The 19,083-nt window shown below is 48.1% G+C and carries 18 protein-coding genes; all 18 read right to left on the reverse strand.

Features of this window, described 5'->3' with window-relative positions:
- Positions 1–6: 6 nt before the first annotated feature.
- The 18 genes from AC4CU2_RS18205 to AC4CU2_RS18290 all read right to left on the reverse strand — a co-directional run bounded on the left by AC4CU2_RS18205 (position 7) and on the right by AC4CU2_RS18290 (position 19,081).
- The gene (locus tag AC4CU2_RS18205) at positions 7–636 is read right to left on the reverse strand and encodes a tail assembly protein (RefSeq protein WP_490769304.1); all 630 of its coding nucleotides are present in this window, start codon (positions 634–636) and stop codon (positions 7–9) included.
- Positions 626–1,366, reverse strand: coding sequence for a C40 family peptidase (locus AC4CU2_RS18210; RefSeq protein ID WP_490769305.1), 741 nt, complete (start codon positions 1,364–1,366; stop codon positions 626–628). Before AC4CU2_RS18210 ends, AC4CU2_RS18205 begins: the two co-directional genes overlap by 11 nt.
- Positions 1,366–2,058: a phage minor tail protein L gene (locus AC4CU2_RS18215; protein WP_490769306.1), complete on the reverse strand. Its 693-nt coding sequence runs from the start codon at positions 2,056–2,058 to the stop codon at positions 1,366–1,368. The genes AC4CU2_RS18210 and AC4CU2_RS18215 overlap by 1 nt, the downstream gene beginning before the upstream one ends.
- On the reverse strand, positions 2,058–2,387 hold the full coding sequence (locus tag AC4CU2_RS18220; protein WP_279690184.1) for a phage tail protein: 330 nt from the start codon (positions 2,385–2,387) through the stop codon (positions 2,058–2,060). The genes AC4CU2_RS18215 and AC4CU2_RS18220 overlap by 1 nt, the downstream gene beginning before the upstream one ends.
- A gap of 66 nt (positions 2,388–2,453) precedes the next feature.
- Complete coding sequence (locus tag AC4CU2_RS18225) at positions 2,454–8,159, reverse strand: phage tail tape measure protein (protein WP_490769307.1); 5,706 nt, start codon at positions 8,157–8,159, stop codon at positions 2,454–2,456.
- On the reverse strand, positions 8,152–8,436 hold the full coding sequence (locus AC4CU2_RS18230) for a hypothetical protein (protein WP_279690187.1): 285 nt from the start codon (positions 8,434–8,436) through the stop codon (positions 8,152–8,154). The genes AC4CU2_RS18225 and AC4CU2_RS18230 overlap by 8 nt, the downstream gene beginning before the upstream one ends.
- A 98-nt stretch (positions 8,437–8,534) precedes the next feature.
- Positions 8,535–8,885 (reverse strand): hypothetical protein, encoded by a 351-nt coding sequence (locus AC4CU2_RS18235; RefSeq protein WP_279690189.1) that lies wholly within the window; start codon positions 8,883–8,885, stop codon positions 8,535–8,537.
- 90 nt (positions 8,886–8,975) lie between these two features.
- The gene (locus AC4CU2_RS18240) at positions 8,976–9,521 is read right to left on the reverse strand and encodes a hypothetical protein (RefSeq protein WP_490769308.1); all 546 of its coding nucleotides are present in this window, start codon (positions 9,519–9,521) and stop codon (positions 8,976–8,978) included.
- An 80-nt stretch (positions 9,522–9,601) separates the two neighbouring features.
- Positions 9,602–10,066: an HK97 gp10 family phage protein gene (locus AC4CU2_RS18245; protein ID WP_279690193.1), complete on the reverse strand. Its 465-nt coding sequence runs from the start codon at positions 10,064–10,066 to the stop codon at positions 9,602–9,604.
- The gene (locus AC4CU2_RS18250; protein ID WP_490769309.1) at positions 10,066–10,449 is read right to left on the reverse strand and encodes a minor capsid protein; all 384 of its coding nucleotides are present in this window, start codon (positions 10,447–10,449) and stop codon (positions 10,066–10,068) included. The genes AC4CU2_RS18245 and AC4CU2_RS18250 overlap by 1 nt, the downstream gene beginning before the upstream one ends.
- Complete coding sequence (locus tag AC4CU2_RS18255; RefSeq protein WP_490769310.1) at positions 10,446–10,658, reverse strand: hypothetical protein; 213 nt, start codon at positions 10,656–10,658, stop codon at positions 10,446–10,448. Before AC4CU2_RS18255 ends, AC4CU2_RS18250 begins: the two co-directional genes overlap by 4 nt.
- A gap of 144 nt (positions 10,659–10,802) precedes the next feature.
- Positions 10,803–11,306 (reverse strand): hypothetical protein, encoded by a 504-nt coding sequence (locus tag AC4CU2_RS18260; protein ID WP_279690199.1) that lies wholly within the window; start codon positions 11,304–11,306, stop codon positions 10,803–10,805.
- Between the two features lie 9 nt (positions 11,307–11,315).
- Positions 11,316–12,119: a hypothetical protein gene (locus AC4CU2_RS18265; RefSeq protein ID WP_279690201.1), complete on the reverse strand. Its 804-nt coding sequence runs from the start codon at positions 12,117–12,119 to the stop codon at positions 11,316–11,318.
- A 3-nt stretch (positions 12,120–12,122) separates the two neighbouring features.
- A complete protein-coding gene (locus AC4CU2_RS18270; RefSeq protein WP_490769311.1) occupies positions 12,123–12,722 on the reverse strand; it encodes a hypothetical protein in 600 nt (199 codons plus the stop codon).
- 136 nt (positions 12,723–12,858) lie between these two features.
- Positions 12,859–13,761: a major capsid protein gene (locus tag AC4CU2_RS18275; RefSeq protein ID WP_490769312.1), complete on the reverse strand. Its 903-nt coding sequence runs from the start codon at positions 13,759–13,761 to the stop codon at positions 12,859–12,861.
- 142 nt (positions 13,762–13,903) lie between these two features.
- Positions 13,904–14,788, reverse strand: a complete 885-nt coding sequence (locus AC4CU2_RS18280; protein ID WP_490769313.1) for a DUF6651 domain-containing protein — start codon at positions 14,786–14,788, stop codon at positions 13,904–13,906.
- A gap of 48 nt (positions 14,789–14,836) precedes the next feature.
- Complete coding sequence (locus AC4CU2_RS18285; RefSeq protein WP_490769314.1) at positions 14,837–16,507, reverse strand: phage portal protein; 1,671 nt, start codon at positions 16,505–16,507, stop codon at positions 14,837–14,839.
- Positions 16,508–16,558: 51 nt separating this feature from the next.
- Positions 16,559–19,081: a polymorphic toxin-type HINT domain-containing protein gene (locus AC4CU2_RS18290; RefSeq protein WP_490769315.1), complete on the reverse strand. Its 2,523-nt coding sequence runs from the start codon at positions 19,079–19,081 to the stop codon at positions 16,559–16,561.
- Positions 19,082–19,083 lie beyond the last annotated feature (2 nt).

A 19,083-nucleotide genomic window follows, 5' to 3' on the forward strand; every position in this document is an offset into this window, starting at 1 on the left:
GTCGGGTTAGAGCGTGGGAGTTGAGCTTGCCCAACTGCCTATTGAAATTTTGCCTGTGTCAATGTCGCGCGCCTGAATAAGCTGATCGACCGTTGTAGCGACAGAGATTGGAAAACCTGAAACTAAACAGCGCCCGTAGATCAAGGGTACGGGTGCGCCCTGCTCTTGCGTTTGTTCTGTACCGTTGAAGTAGTGCGAGGTTTTGCGCGAGCCTTTGCGTGATTTTGGCGCAAGCATTTGGGAGATACCACCGAACAACATCATTGCGCCGTTTAGCGCGATCAGTGGGTTGCCGGTCATTAGACCACCGACAATCATGACCACGCCAACGACGATTTGCAGAATGCCGCCTTTGCCCGCGCCGCTAATCACAGGTGTGAAGCGGATGCGTTTAATTTTGCCGCGCTCAAGCTCGTAACTGTCTTCGCTTAGGGTTTCTTTGTGACCGTCTTCGTACTCACAAACCACGCGATAATGCGCGAAGCGCGATGCCTTCTGACGAATCCAGTTCAACAGCGAACCACCTGTGTTGGCGTCGATTAAACGCAATGCGTGGTTGGGATTACGTGCAGCTAAATTCCACGTGCGCCCAAACTTTTTACCCAACTCGCCCTGTAGGCATACTTCAACTAACATGATTTTTGTGCCTCAAATGTTTGACTGTGTGCTTAAGCCAATAGCCGCCATACATGCTGCGACCTGATAAGTGTCCTTCGCAGTGATGCAGGATGGTTTCATCGCCAATGTAAATGGCTGAATGACTTGGCTTGCCGCTGCCATCAGTTTGAAAAAATAGAATGTCACCCACTTGGAACTCTTGGCCGTGCACATCCACTAAGCCCACTTCTGACCACTTTTCACCAAAGAAGTCATGCCCTTTAAGCCAGTAGTTTTGAATGCGCGGGTAGTCTTTTAGCTCAATGCCAAACTCACGACGGTAGTAATCACGGCACAATGTCCAGCAATCGAATACGCCAAATACATAAGGGCGTCCGATGTAGTCTTGCTCGTACCCTGTAGGGCCAAAAACGCGCATGTCTGAGTAGCTAAATGTCTCGCCTGCTTTTGTTACGCAGCACATGTACCAAGTCACACCCGTTGCTTCGCAGCTTGCTAAATCTGCCTCTGTAGGTTCGGTGTTGCCGTTGGTGTGCGTGTGCCATACTCCAGTGATCTCACCCATATCTTCTGCACGTTGGTATTCATCCACGTTGATCAGAAATTCAGTCTTCGGGTAGATCGCATCGTTACGCGCTTCAATCGCTACAGATTGACCGTTATCAAGCGCAATAACGAAGCCACACGCTTCGTTTGGGTACCGCATTGCACCGATGCGGTGGATTTCAGCAACTAGATTTTCTTTCATTACTGTTGAGCACCCGGATAGCCGCCATACGGCAATTCTGCATCATCCCCAAAACGACACTCACAAGACGAAATGCGCTTGGCACAGCGGTCTTTGGCGTTGTCAGAGGTCGGTTTGTCATCTTCGTCAAAGTAGCCACCAGTCCATCCGCATTCAGCAGAACGGTAGCGCCAACGACAGGCGTGTTTCATAATCTGACCATAAGGCAACTGCACGCCCATCAAGTCGAACGCAGACGCCAATTCCCACTCGATGAGGAAACGCGTCTCTGAAACCTTGCGATCAATGAACCAAAGTTCGTCAGGGTGGTGCTGCGTCGGGTCTGCTTCTGGGTTACCCGATGGGAAGTTCACCGCATCAAGGAATCGACCAAAAGTGCGGTGACGAATGAGACGCGCACCAATCAGGTTGTCAAGCTCCATTGCCAAAGCTGAGAAAAGACCCTGAACATTGGCGAGACGAATTTTTGGTGTAGGCAATGAACCCTGTGAGGAAATATCGTAACCGTCTGACTCAATCGGCAAAGGTTGATAAGTCACACCCTGCCATACAATCGGACGACCGTTGTTATTTACACCCGAATGAAAGTGCAGCACATTGCCGCCCATTCGAGTTGCATCGAGGGTGAAAAGCTCGACAGTTGCCGAGCGTTCAAGGGATTGAATTTCAGAGGTTAAAATGCGTTCGCCCATTATTTCACCTCAAAGACTTCTTCAAAGGTCGCTGAAACCTCAAAAACACCAAACTTGGCTTGACGCATGTCCCATTCACGACACACGAATGTGCTCCGATAACCCTTCGGGTCTGTCCAAACGAATGACTCTACCCCTCCTCGATCTGCAAGAAATTGCTCGATCAGAGTGGCAAGTGGTAAGTTCCCAGTGAAGGTGCAGCTCCAAGTCAACAAATTTGCGTGGATACTTTTTGGCGTACGGGATTCATAGCCATTAAATTTAGTGACATTCACATCGGGTTTTGATGATCGTTTTGCGCCTAAATCTGGCGACCATGTAAATTCCATAAGAAAGCGCCAACTTATAACAATTCTTCCGAAGAATTATAAGTCAGCGCTGACTTAATTTAAAGGTTATTTTTTATAATTGATTCCACCCGGACGTGATTGGCGTGCGAGTTCATCAACCACCACCGCGCGTACAGATTGAGCCATTTGCTTCCACTCGCTCTGTGTGCCTGAACTTGACGATTCCGAACTTGAACCATCCTGTTGAACATTGATCGTAATATTCACCATATTACTTGTCATGTCGGCAGAACCACCCATGCCGCTTGCAGCAACGCCCAAACGACCTGATGAATCGCGCGTCAGCGGCATTACCGCCTCTGGACCAGCCTCACCCATGACACCCAAGTTACCGAAAGTGCCACCGTTAGCGAACATGAATGGCGTTGGTGAATCGTACAGACCATTGGTGAACGCGCCACCTTTAGCGAATTGGAGTCCTGGTGTGCTGCCAAATCCCGCAGACGCACTACCGCCTGTTTCAGCCAGTACGCTTCCGAAAGAACTCATGTCAGCACCGCCACCACCGAACATTGACGCGCCGAGACTCACTAAAGAACCAATTGAGCTTAATGTGCTGCTGCCGCCACTTGCTGCCTGTGAGGTCATTAGGCTCGTCGCCCAACTTGCAAGCGCTGAAATGGCTTTGGTAATTGCGTCTCCAGCCAATTGCCATAAGCTGCTTGTGGTTTGCTTGATGCTGTCCCAAAAACCACCCATGCTGCCCGATACACCACTAAGTTTGTCTTTTAGGGTGCCGAATGCACTTGCGGTTTCATTTACGACTGCCGCAGTGCCGTCACCTTCGGTTGCCACTGGAGTTTCGCCACCAATACCAAACATACCGCCAAGTTTGGCAAACCAACCTGTGTCGCCACCTGTCATTTGCTTAAACAAGTCAAAGAAGTTGGTGTCGCCCATCATCGACTCGTACATGTCGGACATGAACTTATCGAAGAATGAGCCTGCGAAATCAGCCGCTACATCAGCGCCAATCTGTTTCCAGTCAAGGTCGCTCCAGTCCATTTGGCCAGTAAGTAATTTCTTACCCGTGTCCATGGCCTGTTTCGTCCAATCTGCGCCGATGTTTTCAAGACTTGTGCCTAAGTCACCGTACTGACGCATCATGCGCTGTGTAGCGGTTTCTTGAGCCTTGACGCGCTTTTCATTCTCAAGCTGAATACGAAAGGTAAAGTCTTCCTCCATCTTGAGTTTGGCAGCAACGGCCTGTTTGTACGCTTCCTCCTCGGTTTTACCCGCAGCTTCGTATTTGGCGATCTGCTCGTCTAACAAATCACGAATACCTTTGATCTTCTTCATTTCCTCGTCGTAAACAAGCTGTGCTGTTTTACGGCGCTTGTCCACCTCACTGTCGGAAAGTTCAATTTGCAATTGCTCGTTGTACTTTTTCGTATCCAAAGCGAAGTTAGCGAAGTCAATGGTTGCCTGATTGGTTAACGCCTCAAGCTTGTATTTCTCGTAATAGTCGTGCTCCTTAACAGCAGGGGTCTTGATCTCTTGACGTGCAAACTGGCGCTTTAATGCAGCACCCTGCGAGCTATCAACGTCAATTCCCGCGTCGTAGTTCTCAAGCGACATTGCGAGCGTTTCACGTGTTGTGCCAACGCGCTCAGCGGCTTGTTTTACACCTTTGGCAATATCATCAAGGCGTAAGCGTTTCGCCTCTTTGTCAAGCCAATCCTGCACGCTAAAGCCAGTTGCGTCTTTTCCAGCCCAGTCGATCTGATCTGCTGTCCAGCCGCCACTCGCTTTGTCGTATTTACCCGTGGTAAACATACGGCTGCGTGGGTCGTTGTTCGGGTCAAAGTCTCCACCCGCCCATTTACGCTTGAACTCGGCTTTCGCAATTGCGGCGTAATCAGGCGTTCCACCTAATTCTTCATCGGTGCGGAACGATTTTAAAGTACGCGCATCGATATCTTGAATGCTTGCGTAGAATGGGTTATTCCATTCACGCTCCTGCTTAGGCGCTCGCTCTTTCGGCGCAGCGTCACCGCCACCCGTTGCGGCAGGCGTATTAGAGTAATCAGCCAAGTGCGAAGGTGTTGGGTTGTTCAGCGCGGTGTTGGTAGGCGCGTTGTCAAGAACGGGAGTTGGGGTGTCTGATTTTTTGTCGCCGCTGTAACTGTAGTTGTTGCGATTTTTGTTAAAGTTCCTAACCATATCGCCCGCAAGTCCGCCATCGCCACTGTTGATGGTGATTGTTGGCGATTTTAGATAGCGGTTTTTATCCACATAGTCGTACGACTTCTGATCGGCTTGAGACAATGCGCCAAACTTATTACCCGCATTGATATCGAGCTGTGTAAGTTTGTATGGCTTGCCGTTACGAGTGATTGTGTCACCCGCTTTCTTTCCTTTGGTTAGCGCCCACTGATCAGCGCCAACTTTTTGCGCATTGTCATTGTACTTCTCGTACGTAGGCTTAATGCGCATACTCTCTTTGTACTCGGCAATCTCCTTTTTGCGCTGACGCGTTTGGGCGATTACTTCGTCGTTTTGAGCATTGAACGATGACAAGAAAGTCTGCCAAACAACACTGATGTTGTTGATCATTGACCGCCATCCGGTTTCGATGCCGAGATAAAGGTTCTGCATACGTTCGCCGATGGTCAAGCCACCCACGGTTACGTCGCTAATCCATTTACCAATCACCCAACCGAACATTGCAGCAAGACCGATCCACCCAGCCCATTTCAGCAAGCCACCCAATACACCGATGACGCGTGATGTTGCTGATGCGGCCTGCCCCATGCCCGCTGCGCCTGCTACACCAACCGCAGTGAACTTGCCACCTGTAGCTGCCGCTGCCGCGCCTGCCGCGCCAATTGCGGTCGTTGCGCCTGTCGCCGCTGTCGCTGCCGCACCTAAAGATGCCGCTGCCGCGCCGCCAATAGAAAGCGCTTTTAGGCCCATCATTGCGCCGCGAAGTAGCGAGAACTTACCAATCAGACTTGTCAAAGTCAGAATTAAGCCACCGCCCACAACCGTTATAGCTAAGAACGCGCCTGCTGCTGGGTTGTCACCTACAAACTGCGCCAAAACATTCACAAGACCTGTAAAGCCCACAACGGCTTGTGTTAGGTATGGCAACAATGGAGAGAAGGCTTCTGCGAGTTTTTTCGCTTCACCCTGTAAGTTCTCCACCGAACCTTTGAATGTGTTTTGGACGTTTTTAAGTGCTTCTTCTTCGCTTTCAGACTTGATCGCGGAGTCACGCACGTGCTCGGCACGCTTAATGAACGCTTTGTTCATCATTAGCGCCAAACCATCTACGGCTTTGTTAGAAATACCCATGGTTGCAAGGTATCGCTTGATTGCCGCGTTTTCGGTTTGATCTTGCTCTTTGGAGTCAACGACCTGACCCTTCGAGCTAACCATTTGCCCCTTGGCGTTGTAGGTGTGTTTGTCTGCACCCGCGCCAAAGAAGGTCTCAAAGTTTTTTGGTGCCATCATGTAGTCAAGCACTTGACCACGCAATGAGCCGAAGAAACGCACAGGGTCGTTGGACATAGATTTTACGTCCTTGAAGCCTGCGTTTTTGATCATCTTCTGGAATTGCTTGTTAGAGTTAGCGTTTTTGGTGTACGACTCTGCGGCATCACCATCAAAAACATTCAGAATGTCAGCGCCAAGCAATTGACTTGCCGCACGGTTGGTGATGGTACGACCTGAACCGTACAGTGCCATCATTTTCAACATCGTACCGACAGTCGCAACACCACCGCCGCCACCGTTACCGCCACCCGCTGTTTTAAATTGTTCAGCAAGCGCACCAACAGACAACCAGCCTTCCGCAGACACGGATTGACGTAAGTCACCCATGTTACGTGCGACGGTTTCAATATCGGCGACTTTGATCTTACCGCCTGACACGGTGGCAAGACGACGCAGTACGTCAAAGGACTTAATCACTTCCTCTGGGTCGTACATGACTTGACGTGCTTCGGCAAAGCCGTACATGTTTTTCATCAAGTCGGACTGTTCGCCATTCTCGAAGCCTGCAGCACGTAGAACGTGAACATTTCGCGCAGCCGATGTAATGGTTTTATCCATAATGCCGACATTGTTGTAACCAATCGCCGACATGGCATCGTTGCGAATCTGTGTTGCCTCTGCGCGTGAAAGGTATTTTTCTTGCTTGGCAAGTGCGTCTGCCTTACTGAAAAATTCATCTTCCTCGCCCTGTGACAAGTTCCACAATTTCACACGACTTTGAGCCTGTTCAAGCTTTGACATTTGACGTACGGTCGCGCCTGACGCTTGTGTCATCTTCATGCCCGCGTACATCGCGGCAAGCTCTTTAGCAAAGGTCATTTGCTCGCGGTGCATGGCCTGCTGTTGTCTCTGCTGCTGCACCAAATTCTGCATTTGGGCGTTGTGCATGGCCTGCTGTTGCTTCTGCTGCTGCGCCAACAACGACTGCTGCGCGCCATAAGACAGAACGCTATTTGGGTGATTTGATGGGTATGGCCCAACAAAGTTCTTGCTGTTTTGATAGTACGCTTGCTGCTGCCGCTGTGCTTTAGTTGCAGGCAATGGCCCCATAAAATTAGGTGAAGCGGCATATTGCTGACGCTGTTGTGCCAGTGTTGCTTGAATCTGCTGTCTTGGGGTTTGCGCGTAGGTTAGTGGCCCAACAAAGTTAGCACGCTGCGCGTAGAACTTCTGTTGTGCAAGTTGCGCCGCTGTCGGTGTGTGAGGGCCAATAAAGCCACTTGAGTTCAAGTAAGCCTTAGACATGGCTTTTTCAGCTTCACGGCGTTGACCAAAGGACATTTTGTCGTAAGCGGTCGGCCCTACAAAATTACGCGTGTGCTTAATCTGCTCTTGCTGTAATCGGTTCTGCTCCGCAAGTGACTTGTTATGCGCTTCTTGCATTGCAGTCAGGCGCGTCTTTAACGCTGCTTGCGCTTGCAGGGATTGATTCTGACGGTTGACTAGATCAACACCGTCTTTGAGCTTGAGGTTTTGTGCTTGAATCCCGCCAACGACTTTTGCGACTTTTTCATGTACCGCAGTTACGCCAGCAAGTTCTTTTTTGCTTTGTGCGATATTGTCGCGCATTGCCGCAGCTTGTGGCGATTTCGAGTTCGCGTTGCGCCCAAAGTAGCGAGAATTGTATTCTTGCTGTGCCTTTGCGACCTTTTGCTCGGCTTCACGCTTGAGAAGTGAAATCTCTCGGAGTGATTGCTTGTGATTTTTTAGCTCTTTTTCATTGTTGGCTAAAGTCTTTTGCAGTGACTTTTCGGAAGATTTAAGTGCATTTTTGGATGCAGTGCTTTGCGCCCGACCAAGTTCATTGACGTTCGTTTTCAGTTCGGCAGTGGCTTTGGTGGCGTCTTTTGTAGTTTTACCCAGCTTGGCAAGCTTGTCATCGTACCGCTTGGTGAATTGACCAAGTTTGTCGGTTTGCTCTGCGGCCTTTTGGGTTTCTTTGTGAAGTTGCTTGGTGCCATCAGCAAGCTTTTTGGTCGATTTCGCCGCATTGCCTGTGATGTTGTTCAAGCCATTCATTTTCAGCAATTGACTACCAAGTGACTTATCTAACAAGCCAAATTTAGTGGTCAAACTGCCGAGATTGGTATTCAAGCCGCTGAGTGTCTTCTCTAACTGAGCGACCTCCTGAGCGGTTTTATCAAGTTTGTTGTCGAGCACGCCAAGTTTCTTGACGGACTCCCCTAGCGCTTTATCAAATTGACCCACTTCAAGGGTCAACGTATTGCGAACCGTATTGTTGGCTTCACTCACTGCTGATCACCATTTTCCTAGTGCTTCCGCTCATTGATCTGAGACTTTCAAGTCCCGCTCGGTCGAGTTGAGCCTCACGAATTGGGTCAAACTTAGTCTTAATGACCGTGCCCCTTTCAATGGCCAACTGCTCTCTTAAATCTCTTAAGGCATCGATTGAACCCGCGAAACCTCCCGCCATTGCTGCGGTAGATGAAATTGACAATCGGCGTAGATCGTCTCGGGCTTGGATGCGTTGAATGTTGTTGCACAATGTCCAAAACATTTTGAGTGGCATGTCGAGGACGGCATCGTAAGTGTGGGCGGGATAGAAATGGACTACCTGACAGAAAAGGAAGCCGAAATCGACCTCCTCAATTTCTGGCGGTAGTGGTGTTACTTTCCCTCTACCCCTTCCGTATCTGCGTTTTCTTCCACGCTTACCACTTCATCGAAGTCAACACCACGAATGAAGTCCGCGATCATTTGCAATTCAGGCAAAGCGAGGTCCATAAGTTCTTCGTCGGTTGTTGTTGGGACGCACGCGCGCACCATTTCGACGGTGAGCTTGATTTCTTGCAGGGCGTGATCGACTTGATTTTGATCAAGGTTGGCAATTTCTTGCGCTTTTTCAGTGATACGAATGAAGTCCGATACCTTAAGTGGCTTTACTTCATGGATAACGTCGCCAATTTTGAGTTGACGTTTTGTTTGAACGGACAAAGATTGAATATTAAGCAGTTTCATAGGTGGTCTCCAAAAATAAACCCTACATGTGTATGCAGGGTTTATTCTATCTTAAAAATAAGTCAGTGTTGACTTATTTTTAATTGATAATTATGGGCCTGTAGGGTTTTTGATTTCACCAACTTGGAAAAGAACTTCCGAGCCGCCTTCGATCACTGGGTAACCTTTAAACTCACAGTTAAAGATGCGTTCTTCATCCAGTTTGTATGAGTAGTTCATTGCACCCGGCGTTGCCGCCTTCGGTACGCGGAACGCGTCATTTAAACGAAGATCGCTGATGCCTGTGCCTTTCGGAACTAACACCAACTCTTTCGCGTGAGTCAATAGGCTCTCACCTGTACCTGTTGGCACAACCACTGATTTCTTAGAAGTTACTGCGTCAGTTACAAGTTTGGCACCCGGCATGACTGCCACTAAGTTTTCCAAAGTGGTTTCAGCCAATGGAACGGATACCTTCACGGTACGACCCATGATGTATTCGTCAATTGGGGTGTTGCCATATTGGTCAACTTGAACTTCATAGGCTTCGGTTTCCACCGTCACCTCCACGCCACCTTTGGTAAAGCCTAAATCTACGCCACCGTAGAATACCTTACATACGCCTAATTTGACGTTTTGAGGACTGTTGTTCGCCATCAATCTTTCTCCGTTTAATAAGTCAACGCTGACTTATTTTAATTGCGAAAAATAACATAAATGGACAGTTTGTGTCCATATTAGTAGTGTATTTGGATAAATTTCTTCGCCACCTGAGCGAGTCGCGCCGCAATGATTGGTTGGTACTTTTGCATGGCGCGATGCATGAATAAACCGCCAGCAATTTCACCGCCTGCCGCTGCAGCTTCCATGGACTTTTCAGAAGGTTGATATTTTTGCCCTGTGCGACCCACGGCCATTTCATTATGCACGCGTGAAAAGTAGTCTTGAGAATACACAAGTGAAATGGTGTGAATGCCGAGACCACCTTTGACGAATTGGCCTTTGGCGTTACGTTCGCTACCGACACGGCTGTAGCGAATGTTGTTACGCAATCGCCCTGTTAAAATGGGTGACATGTGCGTTGCCACTTCGCCCATTTCTAACGCAAGGTTTCGCAGTTCGCGGTCCATGGTTACAGGCATTTCTGAAAGCTTGGCCAAACGACGTTGAATGTTGTTGATGTTGCCTTTCTTCAATCCCATCACGGCACCTCATAGCCCACAATGCGAAAGTCCGTTGAGAACTCCAGCAAGTTACCGTCTGACAGTGGGTAAACCACAGGTTCAAACATTGGATAGCATTCTTGAATGTGTAGATTGCCGAGTGTACGTTGGCTCAGGGTTAGCGCTTGAAACGCCTTTTTCATCAGCGCTTCGCCTGTCTCATATCCGCTCGCTCGGACAATGATTTGAAACTCTGAATGAATGTACCCAACCAACTCGTAATCAATTTTTGTGCCGACCAATGGATTACGCAGCAAGATGCCGTTATTCACATTGATTGGAATCATGTTGATGAAAATGGTTTTAGCGCGCACGCCCACGCCCGATAATTCAAGGTGTTCTGCGATTGGGTGCAGATTCATGCTTCACTCCAGTAAGTGCAAAGCACCTCGTAATGATCTAAGCGACCTGAAATCGCGAAACGCGGGTTCATCCCCATCACGCGATATCGACTGTTTAAAAGCTCAATGATTGCATCGTGCTCCGCTGTCGTATCGGGTGCCATGAGAATGAATGCGTCTGCCTCCAGTTCGCGTGAGTTACCACGCGACGCAGAAGAATCGGCTCGCACTGAGGACTTGTCATTAATGATCTTCAAGCGAACAATGGCGCACTTCTCTCGTTTACGTTTGCCGTAATTTGGCATCCCGTTAATGTCGTGGCCATCCTGCGCTCGTACAACACATTTTTGATTCGGTCTAAACACAGTGATTCCTTAAAATGTTTCGTCGATCAGCCATCGCATCACTGAGTAAACGGCGTCGGTTGGCTCACTCCACTTTCGACCGTGTACGTCGTGCGCATTTAGCTCGACTTTCATTAATTTGCGTTGCACAAGCAAACCCATAGCACCCGTCGCTGTTTTTGACAGCAATTTCGCAGCCTTATTGCTTACACCGTGAGTTAGCGCACGATTCGCTTGGTGCGTCATTTCGGTGGAAATAGAGATAAGCTGCATGGTTGCTAAGTCAATTTTGGCAGCATTCACGTTGATTTGGCTCTCTGCCGCCATTGCGACAATTTCATCCATCAGGTGATTGATACCATCCACATACACATAACGCGCCTTCGACACGTCTAGTTTTGCGTTTTCAATTTGACTTGGGCTTGGTGTGTGTCCCGCGCTGCGAATAGAAAAAAAAGCACCGTTAATGGCCAAAGCGAAGCTTTGGGTGATTGATTCAGACTTGCTGATGAAGTAATCCAACGAGCGCTTCATTTCATCCATTTACGTTCTCACAATTTTCTTGGAGTTCACGATGAACTCGCCGAGGTATTTAATTGCCGTTTGCGAGATCAGGGTATTTGCCGGAGCTGTGCCGCGGTAAGTCTCATGTGTCTCGCCAATGGTTTGTGATGAAAGTCCTTCTTGACGCAATTGCTCAACTACACTGCCGCCACCAAGCACAATGTTTGCCTCTGCAACTTGTGCCTTGCGTAGAGCCGCTTTAAAGCGCTCTGAGAGCTTGTTGAACTCCAGTGGTGTCATCGTGTTCAAATTGAGCGTAAGCGACGTTACAGCTTCATCTGAGAAGGATAGACGCGAGATTCGTTCCTGAGCTTCACAAAGCGCTTCAATTCGCTTATTCGCGCTTGATTTCAGAAATTCATCACAGTCAGGAATGAACGATGCGGTCAAGATCGCCTGAGCGCTCGTTTGAAAGCTGTTCAATCCAATAACCAATCGATCACGTGGGTACAGAATGTAAGATGCCGTTTCAGCAATGGTATTGCCGTCATCAAGCGTCAGGCTGAGTTCAACAATGCGCGCACCGTTCACTTGGATTGCATGTTTGTTCTCTGCTGTAATGTTCTCAATGACAATTGGCTGAATTTGGTTGTGCTGAGAGTCAATGTTTAAAACCACTTTGCCTTCGCTATCCAAAGGCAAAGTGATATCTCCCTCATTCAAAACTCGACCAAGTTCATCCAGCAAGCGGTAGGTCGCGCCTGTTACATTGTATGGGTTGCCGTCTTCATCCACGATGTAGATTGGGAGAGCAACGAGAGTTCCTGCGAGGTACTTATTCATTGATTATCCTTGTTTTTGAAGGATGCGTTCAGTCAACGTAGCAATTGAATTGCCAGTTACGCCGAACGATTTGCCGATTTCACGTAAGCCCGCGATACCTGATTCATCCGCAATTGCAGCGAGTGATTCAGCCGTGTATTTAATCGGCGCTTCGTTCGCTGCATCTGTTGCTTCGTCAGCGCCTTCGTTGCCGCTTGGCGCATCGCCTGCGCTTTTGGGTTGCTCGGGGTGAATGGTTTGATCTGCGTCTGCAGCCTGTAAATCACCTGAGTTTTCATCGATGCCGTTAATTTGCGCGTGCGCAACTGCCGTTCCCATATTAATTGCTTGGTCAGCGGTCAACGCTTTGCCACCTACACTTTCTTGCAGTGCGTGCATGCCGCTTTGCTGCTCAATTGATGGTGCGGGTGTGTTTAAGTTTTGAGTGTAGATATCGCCGACGTTTGCAGGCTCACCATTTTCCCATTCAGCACCGATTGAGCCAGCAATACGAATGGCGTCATTAGGGTGAACATCGTGTTTAGATAGGCCATTTTCAAAGTAAATAACGCCCATCTGCCCTGTGTAATTGGAGAATGATTCAGAGGTCAATCGTAATTTCATCTTGTTTGCTCTTTGGTGTGTGATGCAATGAGTAAAATAATAAGTCAGGACTTACTTTTATTCAACATGATTTAAAAGGCGCAGATAACAATAAAGGGGCATAAAGCCCCTTTACTATATAGTCAACGCTGACTGATTAGACGTTAGTAACGCCTTTCAAACGAGCGATAGACTTGGTTGATTTCAACGCTAGACCGCAGTACCACTTAAGGCGCGTACGAGTCGCGTCTTTGTTTTGCACTGTGCCAATGTCTTCAACCACGATACCCGCAGTGTTGCCACCGTAGATGCCGTGTAGACCGTCAACTTCGTTCAAGCGTACAGCGTACACCGAACAAGTTTTGGTTGCTGTGCCTTGAACTTCATCGCCAGCTAAAAACTCATTCATGATAATTGGAATACCATTGTGAGTAAGCATTGGGCGACCGAAGTTTTCCAACTGTTGCATCACCGCATCAGTACCGTAAGTTGCACGAAGCAACGCGCGGTATGCGCGGATTGTGCCACGACGCATTACAAGAACGTCAGCACCGTGAGGTACTTGGTCACATAATTCGTCCAGCATGTTAAGCGTTAAAGACGCGCCGTTTACACCCGCTTCAATCGTTTGGTCGGTTGTCACAAGTTTGTGAATACCGTCAAACGCTTTAGGGTTTGTTGTGCGGTCGCCAGTAGCCAAAGTTTGATGGAACTTACGGCCAACACCTTTCGCTTTTTGAGCTAATTGGATGGCTTTTTGTGAGTTCGTATCGCTTTGAGTACCGTCAAGGAATTTATCTACGTCCACATCACCAATTAAGATGCGTAGGTGCGCAGTAACTTCGTCAAACGTAGAAGCTTCTTCGCCAACTTCTTCGTTTGGATCGATGAAATCAGCGCCAGCTAATGTTTTTTCACGGTTGTAGACATACGCCTTTCCGTTCACGTGGACAAACGGCAAGACAGAGAATAGGTCATCCTTTTCGATGATTTCTTCGATTACGCCTGAAATAAGTTGGTTATTACTTAATTTCGCGGCTTCTTCGCGTAATAATGGCATGTAAATGCTCCATCAATTAACTATGAGTATCGTGTCGGGTCTCCTAACTCTCTCTAGTCACCGATTAGTAGCCAATCGTAACAAACGATTGGCTTAAAATCAATCAGCGCTGACTAATTTTTATCAGCGCCAACCATGCAATTTACGACAATGTTTTTAGACCTTGAGCGATCTTTTCACGTGGCGATAAATTCGCATCTTGCTTAGGTGGAGTAGGATTCTGTTTTGAGTTTGAACCTGAGCCTTTGTGTATCTTCGAGCGAATCAAAGAGTCACGGTCAGGGTCGGCTTCAATAATTTTTTGCATGGCTAAATCGAACGTCAATGGCTCGCCGCTTACATCAACAAGCTGCGTACGCCCCGCTGCACCACGCGGTTTGTTGTATCCGACAATTTGACCATCTTCCAGATCAAAATGAGTGGCATACAAAGCGCGAGCTTTAGTTGGCGTCAGGGTAAGTTCGTCTGCCACATATTTAGATTGCGAGAAGGTCGAGCCAACCGTCAATTCGTCAATACGTGCTTCTGATGAAAGTTTGGCTTCTTTAAGCGCGTTGATTTCAGCTTTTAACGTGTCGGTTTCAGCTTTATGCTGCTCATTCATCTGTTTTTTAATCAGATCAAATTGACCTTTTTCTTCCAGCTTTTTGGTTTCACTTTCTTGCTTTTCGCGGATTAATTCACGCGCCACTTCGGGGTCAAGATCGCCGAATTTCGCTTTCAAAGCGTCGAGTTCACTTTTTAATGCTTGCTCGTTGCCTTTGCGCTTCATCACTTCTTTTAGAAGTTCGGCTTCTTTGTCAGACGGTTTGTTGCCTTTTTTGGCAGGGTCTTGGTCTTGGTCAGGTTTCTTTTGGCCGCCGTTGTCGCCGCCTTCACCACCTTCACCACCTTCACCACCTTCACCATTGTCTTCACCGCCAGAACCACCTTCACCGCCAGAACCACCACCGAGGTCACTGCCCTCGCCGTTGTTTTCTTGTTGAAGGATTCCGCCTTGAATTAATAATTGCATCCATAATGGCATGATATTTCTCCGCTACTCTCTTAGCTTGATTTGAGCTAGTCTCTCAGCTTATTGGGTTTCTTTAGTCACTTGACCTTGGCGGTTATTTTTGACCGCTTTGGCTGCGTGATTACCTTGGGTTTCTTTGGCTTTGGCCTCTGACGCAGCGCCGTTCTTGCTCACGGAAGTATTGCGTTTGAGGTCTCCACCACCAGTCGTGTCCGTTGTTCGGGTTGCCAACTCAAGTGGGTCGACAGGCCATTCTTTTAATTCCTTGATCATCTGTTCGCGCAAGTCTTGCTTAAGCTGTGGGAACAGCTTGTCAATGATTGCGATCATCTGTTCACGTCGAATTAAATCAGGCGCATCGATTAACATGAGTCGAGCCGAAATATCGAACTCGTCGTACAGTCCACGTGTGTCAAAGTTGTCAGGGTAAGAAATCAAAGATTTATCATCTGTTAATTCATCACCATGCCACTTCGCCACAAGTCGAGCTATTTTGTTTTCAATGCCCTCAAGGCTGTCGGCTTTCGCCACCAAGAGTGCATTGACGCGTTCAAAGTCATACGCTTTCGCTACGCCAGAACTATTGTCGATACCTACCGCGTTGTCTTGTTTTGTGCGCTCTCCTGCTAAACCGACAGTGTGGTAAATCTCACCAATAATTTTGGTGACAACTTGAACAATTAAGTCAGCCTGTTTTACATCAGGCGATAGATAGAATGGCTGCACGCCGCCCTCACCGTTGTAGGTGAAGATGCGCTGCGTTCCCATTTCGAGCAATTTTTTGTGCAACTCATCACCAGGATTGAGGTTTTGAGCGGGCATGGCTAATTGCGAGAATGTTTGGTCTTGAATGATGGCGTCTAAGTTGGACAGGTAGTTCGCAACTGCTCGGTCCAAGTAGGCAATGTCGTCGATCAACGCAGGCGCAGAGTATTCATCGTCACCGATGATGTTGTCCGCCAAGATGACAGGGACTTCGCCCAAGCCATGCTCGCCTCGCTCAATCTCCTCCACGTGCGCTTTTTTCTTAGAACGGCCAACTTTGCTTTCCGTCATTTCGTACAGATACCATTCGTTTCGCGTCCACAAACGGAAACGGTGCGTACCATCGCCAGATGAAGTGAATGGGTCTACATCATCACGTCCAGCTTCGTAGATTAAAATCCAGTTCAGCGAGCCGTGTTCGTCGAATGAATAGTCCAGCAGTTGATTTGGCGTCACGATATATGCGTATGCAGCTAAGCCACTTTTCTTTTCATCTTCAACGGATAACAAGCTTTTTTCGTGGCTGTCGGTATCGATCACGATACCCACACGACCAAAGAGCGAAGTCTTTTTACTGACTTGGCGAACGAAATCGTTGATCGTCAGTCCGCTCTTGGTTGATCTCTTCCAGAAGTTTTGTACGGATTGAGGTGCGCTGTCGGTGCCGCGTGCGATATTCTGCTTAAACAAGTATTTGTTAATCAGGTCAACCACCTCACGGGTATGGTTGAAGCGATATGCGCGCTCTAAGCGATTGCCGAACTCAACCTCGCCTTCTTTGATATAACGGAATAAGTTGCCTTTGAACCAATCGCGACCGCCTTCATAGGTCGACTCCATAAATGTCCAATGCGCCGACAAAGATTCATAAAGCGGATGACGACGCGCGACAAGTTTCTGCAAGCTCTCCTGCTCGGCAGAGGTTGAAGAATTGGCGTTCGCAATGGTCGTTGGTGCTTTTGGCATTTTCGTCTTTACCTTTGGATAAATATAGTCAGCGCTGACTTATTTTGCATATTAAATGGAAATACCGCCAATTTCAATCTTACGCATTGGAAATTCGAGTTCAATTGCGTAACCAATCGCATCTGCACTATGTTCAACGCCTCCAGATTTATCAACATCGCGGCAGCCGGGTTTGTAAATGGTCTGCTCAAATGAGTTAATCAGGTGCTTACATTTCTTGTCCACACGCAGTTTAATTTGACCGTCTGCCGTGCGTAACATGCGGTTCACGGCATTCACGCGGTCTGCAATCAATGGGTGCTTTCTGCGGAACTTAAGTTTCTTAAAGCCCTTCTCGCGCATAATGTCCAGATCGGATTCACCGCGCGCATGTTGACGTTGACCGCCTGCGGGGTCGGGGTAAATCACAATTTGCTTTTGCTGACGCCAATATCTGCGGTCGATCTCGTCACAGACTTCCTCAGTGTTTGAGCCAAACTGTACGATTTCATCCACCACCCAGACTTCACCATTTGACTGCGGCTGCATGATGACCGTACTCATTGGGTCGATGTTGAAGTCCATCCCCACCCAGATCGGAAGTTGTGGGTTGAATGGGTAATCGCCCGTGTGCGTTTTACGATCAAATGGGTAGTACACACGTCCAGACATGGTTTCAAACGATGCCAGAAATTCCTGATTAAACGATTTCTCGTCCATATCGGATTTTGCAGCCTCGATTTCTGACACGGGAATGAATGGCGATGTAATGGTTGGGAACTGCCAAGACGCCCATTGGCCACGGCGTATTTTTTCAGGGTCTTGGCCCTGCATGTAAACCGTGTACAGTTGGTTATAGGCTTTTGGTGTGCCGATGAAGATTGCGTGTCCGCCAGTAGACGCCAAGGTTGGACGTAAACACTGAGTCCATGCTTCTTCTGAGATATCCTGGAACTCATCCAGAACTAGAAAGTCAATTCCCACACCACGTAATGAATCAGGGTCATCGGCGCCCTTCAATTCAATCAATGAGCCGTTGACCAACTCCACAGACAAACTTGAGTGGTTGACCTTCTTCTTCCATTTTTTAGGGATGGCTTCAAGAAGGTCGCGCCACATAATCTGTTTGGCCATTCGATAGGTCGGTGCGACATACCAAATGCGTTGACGCGGTTTTTGTGCCTTGCGAATCATCAGCGTTTTGGACAGTTGCGTATTGTGAGACACAAAGCCATCGGCGATGAAGTTGTGATTGCCTTCAACCGACAAATCCCAAGTTTGAGCTTCATCTGCGTTTTCAACACTCGTCACTTCAAGCCAAATCAGATCACCATCAGCCAGTGGGTCGAAGTAACCATCGCTGTAGTGCCTCAATTGCTCGTAGCGCTGCGTTGAGATTCGTTTAGAGGTTTGCTTGCGCCATGAATTTAGGCTCTCTCTGAGCGCAACAGGAAGACCTCTTGCGACGACAGAGTTATATCCACCGTACTTGCCTAGCTCACGTTTTTCTTGATCAAGCAAATGCGGTAAAAATTCATCGTAACTGATCGGCAGATATTCGTTGTTCGACCCAGCAGACTCAACCGCGCATTGTCTTGCAGTTGCAACTTGCTTTTCTTTGGAGAGTGCATTGATCTCGTCTGCAAACTTGATCAGTGATTCTTTTTTGGAAGTGATGAATCTCCAGCTCTCAAATTGCTCACCAGTCTTTGAACTTTTAGCCTTGTGAACCTTGTGACGAATCTGACCTTGAATCCCGAACTTGGCAAACAGCCGCGCCAATTGCTTGACCATCAATTCATTTGCAAGTTGAATTTCAACTGACCATGTGTTCTTGGAGCGATGCGAGATATTGCCATCGCAAGCAATCATTAAATTCAAGAACGTGGCAAGCTGTTCTTTTGGCAGAGCGAACACTTCATTGGGAATGAATTTGGTTTTACTGTTCAATCCCCAAACATTCAAGCGCTCCAGCATCTTGCGAAATGGATTAGGGTTCGATCTTGATCTGCCGTTCGATACGCACCAGTCCACCCCATTCTTAGAGGTCACGGTCATGTTTGGATCAAACTTTAATGCCGATTCACGAACCACATCCAAAATTTCAGGTGTGGTATTGGAAATGGTGTACTGATTGCCTTCTGCAAGCCAAATCGCCAACATTTTCAATTCGTGATCCTTCATTTGGTTTTTACCAAACGTAAGCTGTCGAGGCGAAGCAATTAAGTCGCCTTTGCGAATGTCCTTTGCTTCAACCCAACGATTATTGACAAGAAACGGATGGTTTGGTGTGCAACGCACACTTTTGCCGCCTACACGAATGGTTAGCGTTTCTCGAACGCCATTGTCCATGACGGCAACGACCTTGCGAGGTTCTAACGCATAAGTATCTTCGTTAGCCGTGATAACGAGATCGCCAGGCAAAATGTTTTGGATCGGTTTTTCTGACCCATCAGCCATGCTTATCATGGTGTCTGATTGTAAACATTTGCCCCAACGACGTCCAGCCACAACAACCCTGAAACGTGCAGGGCTTAAGTATACTTCCATCTGTTTTGGGTGAAGCGAAAGCCTCGACTTAACTTTGGCGGCCATGA

This window comes from Acinetobacter sp. 797_lipA, assembly GCF_058243025.1.

Bases quoted from the DNA above. Each gene is read 5' to 3' on its own strand.
- AC4CU2_RS18205 (WP_490769304.1), bottom strand. From the start codon at position 636: ATGTTAGTTGAAGTATGCCTACAGGGCGAGTTGGGTAAAAAGTTTGGG.
- AC4CU2_RS18210 (WP_490769305.1), bottom strand. From the start codon at position 1,366: ATGAAAGAAAATCTAGTTGCTGAAATCCACCGCATCGGTGCAATGCGG.
- AC4CU2_RS18215 (WP_490769306.1), bottom strand. From the start codon at position 2,058: ATGGGCGAACGCATTTTAACCTCTGAAATTCAATCCCTTGAACGCTCG.
- AC4CU2_RS18220 (WP_279690184.1), bottom strand. From the start codon at position 2,387: ATGGAATTTACATGGTCGCCAGATTTAGGCGCAAAACGATCATCAAAA.
- AC4CU2_RS18230 (WP_279690187.1), bottom strand. From the start codon at position 8,436: ATGCCACTCAAAATGTTTTGGACATTGTGCAACAACATTCAACGCATC.
- AC4CU2_RS18235 (WP_279690189.1), bottom strand. From the start codon at position 8,885: ATGAAACTGCTTAATATTCAATCTTTGTCCGTTCAAACAAAACGTCAA.
- AC4CU2_RS18240 (WP_490769308.1), bottom strand. From the start codon at position 9,521: ATGGCGAACAACAGTCCTCAAAACGTCAAATTAGGCGTATGTAAGGTA.
- AC4CU2_RS18245 (WP_279690193.1), bottom strand. From the start codon at position 10,066: ATGGGATTGAAGAAAGGCAACATCAACAACATTCAACGTCGTTTGGCC.
- AC4CU2_RS18250 (WP_490769309.1), bottom strand. From the start codon at position 10,449: ATGAATCTGCACCCAATCGCAGAACACCTTGAATTATCGGGCGTGGGC.
- AC4CU2_RS18260 (WP_279690199.1), bottom strand. From the start codon at position 11,306: ATGAAGCGCTCGTTGGATTACTTCATCAGCAAGTCTGAATCAATCACC.
- AC4CU2_RS18265 (WP_279690201.1), bottom strand. From the start codon at position 12,119: ATGAATAAGTACCTCGCAGGAACTCTCGTTGCTCTCCCAATCTACATC.
- AC4CU2_RS18270 (WP_490769311.1), bottom strand. From the start codon at position 12,722: ATGAAATTACGATTGACCTCTGAATCATTCTCCAATTACACAGGGCAG.
- AC4CU2_RS18275 (WP_490769312.1), bottom strand. From the start codon at position 13,761: ATGCCATTATTACGCGAAGAAGCCGCGAAATTAAGTAATAACCAACTT.
- AC4CU2_RS18280 (WP_490769313.1), bottom strand. From the start codon at position 14,788: ATGCCATTATGGATGCAATTATTAATTCAAGGCGGAATCCTTCAACAA.
- AC4CU2_RS18285 (WP_490769314.1), bottom strand. From the start codon at position 16,507: ATGCCAAAAGCACCAACGACCATTGCGAACGCCAATTCTTCAACCTCT.
- AC4CU2_RS18290 (WP_490769315.1), bottom strand. From the start codon at position 19,081: ATGGCCGCCAAAGTTAAGTCGAGGCTTTCGCTTCACCCAAAACAGATG.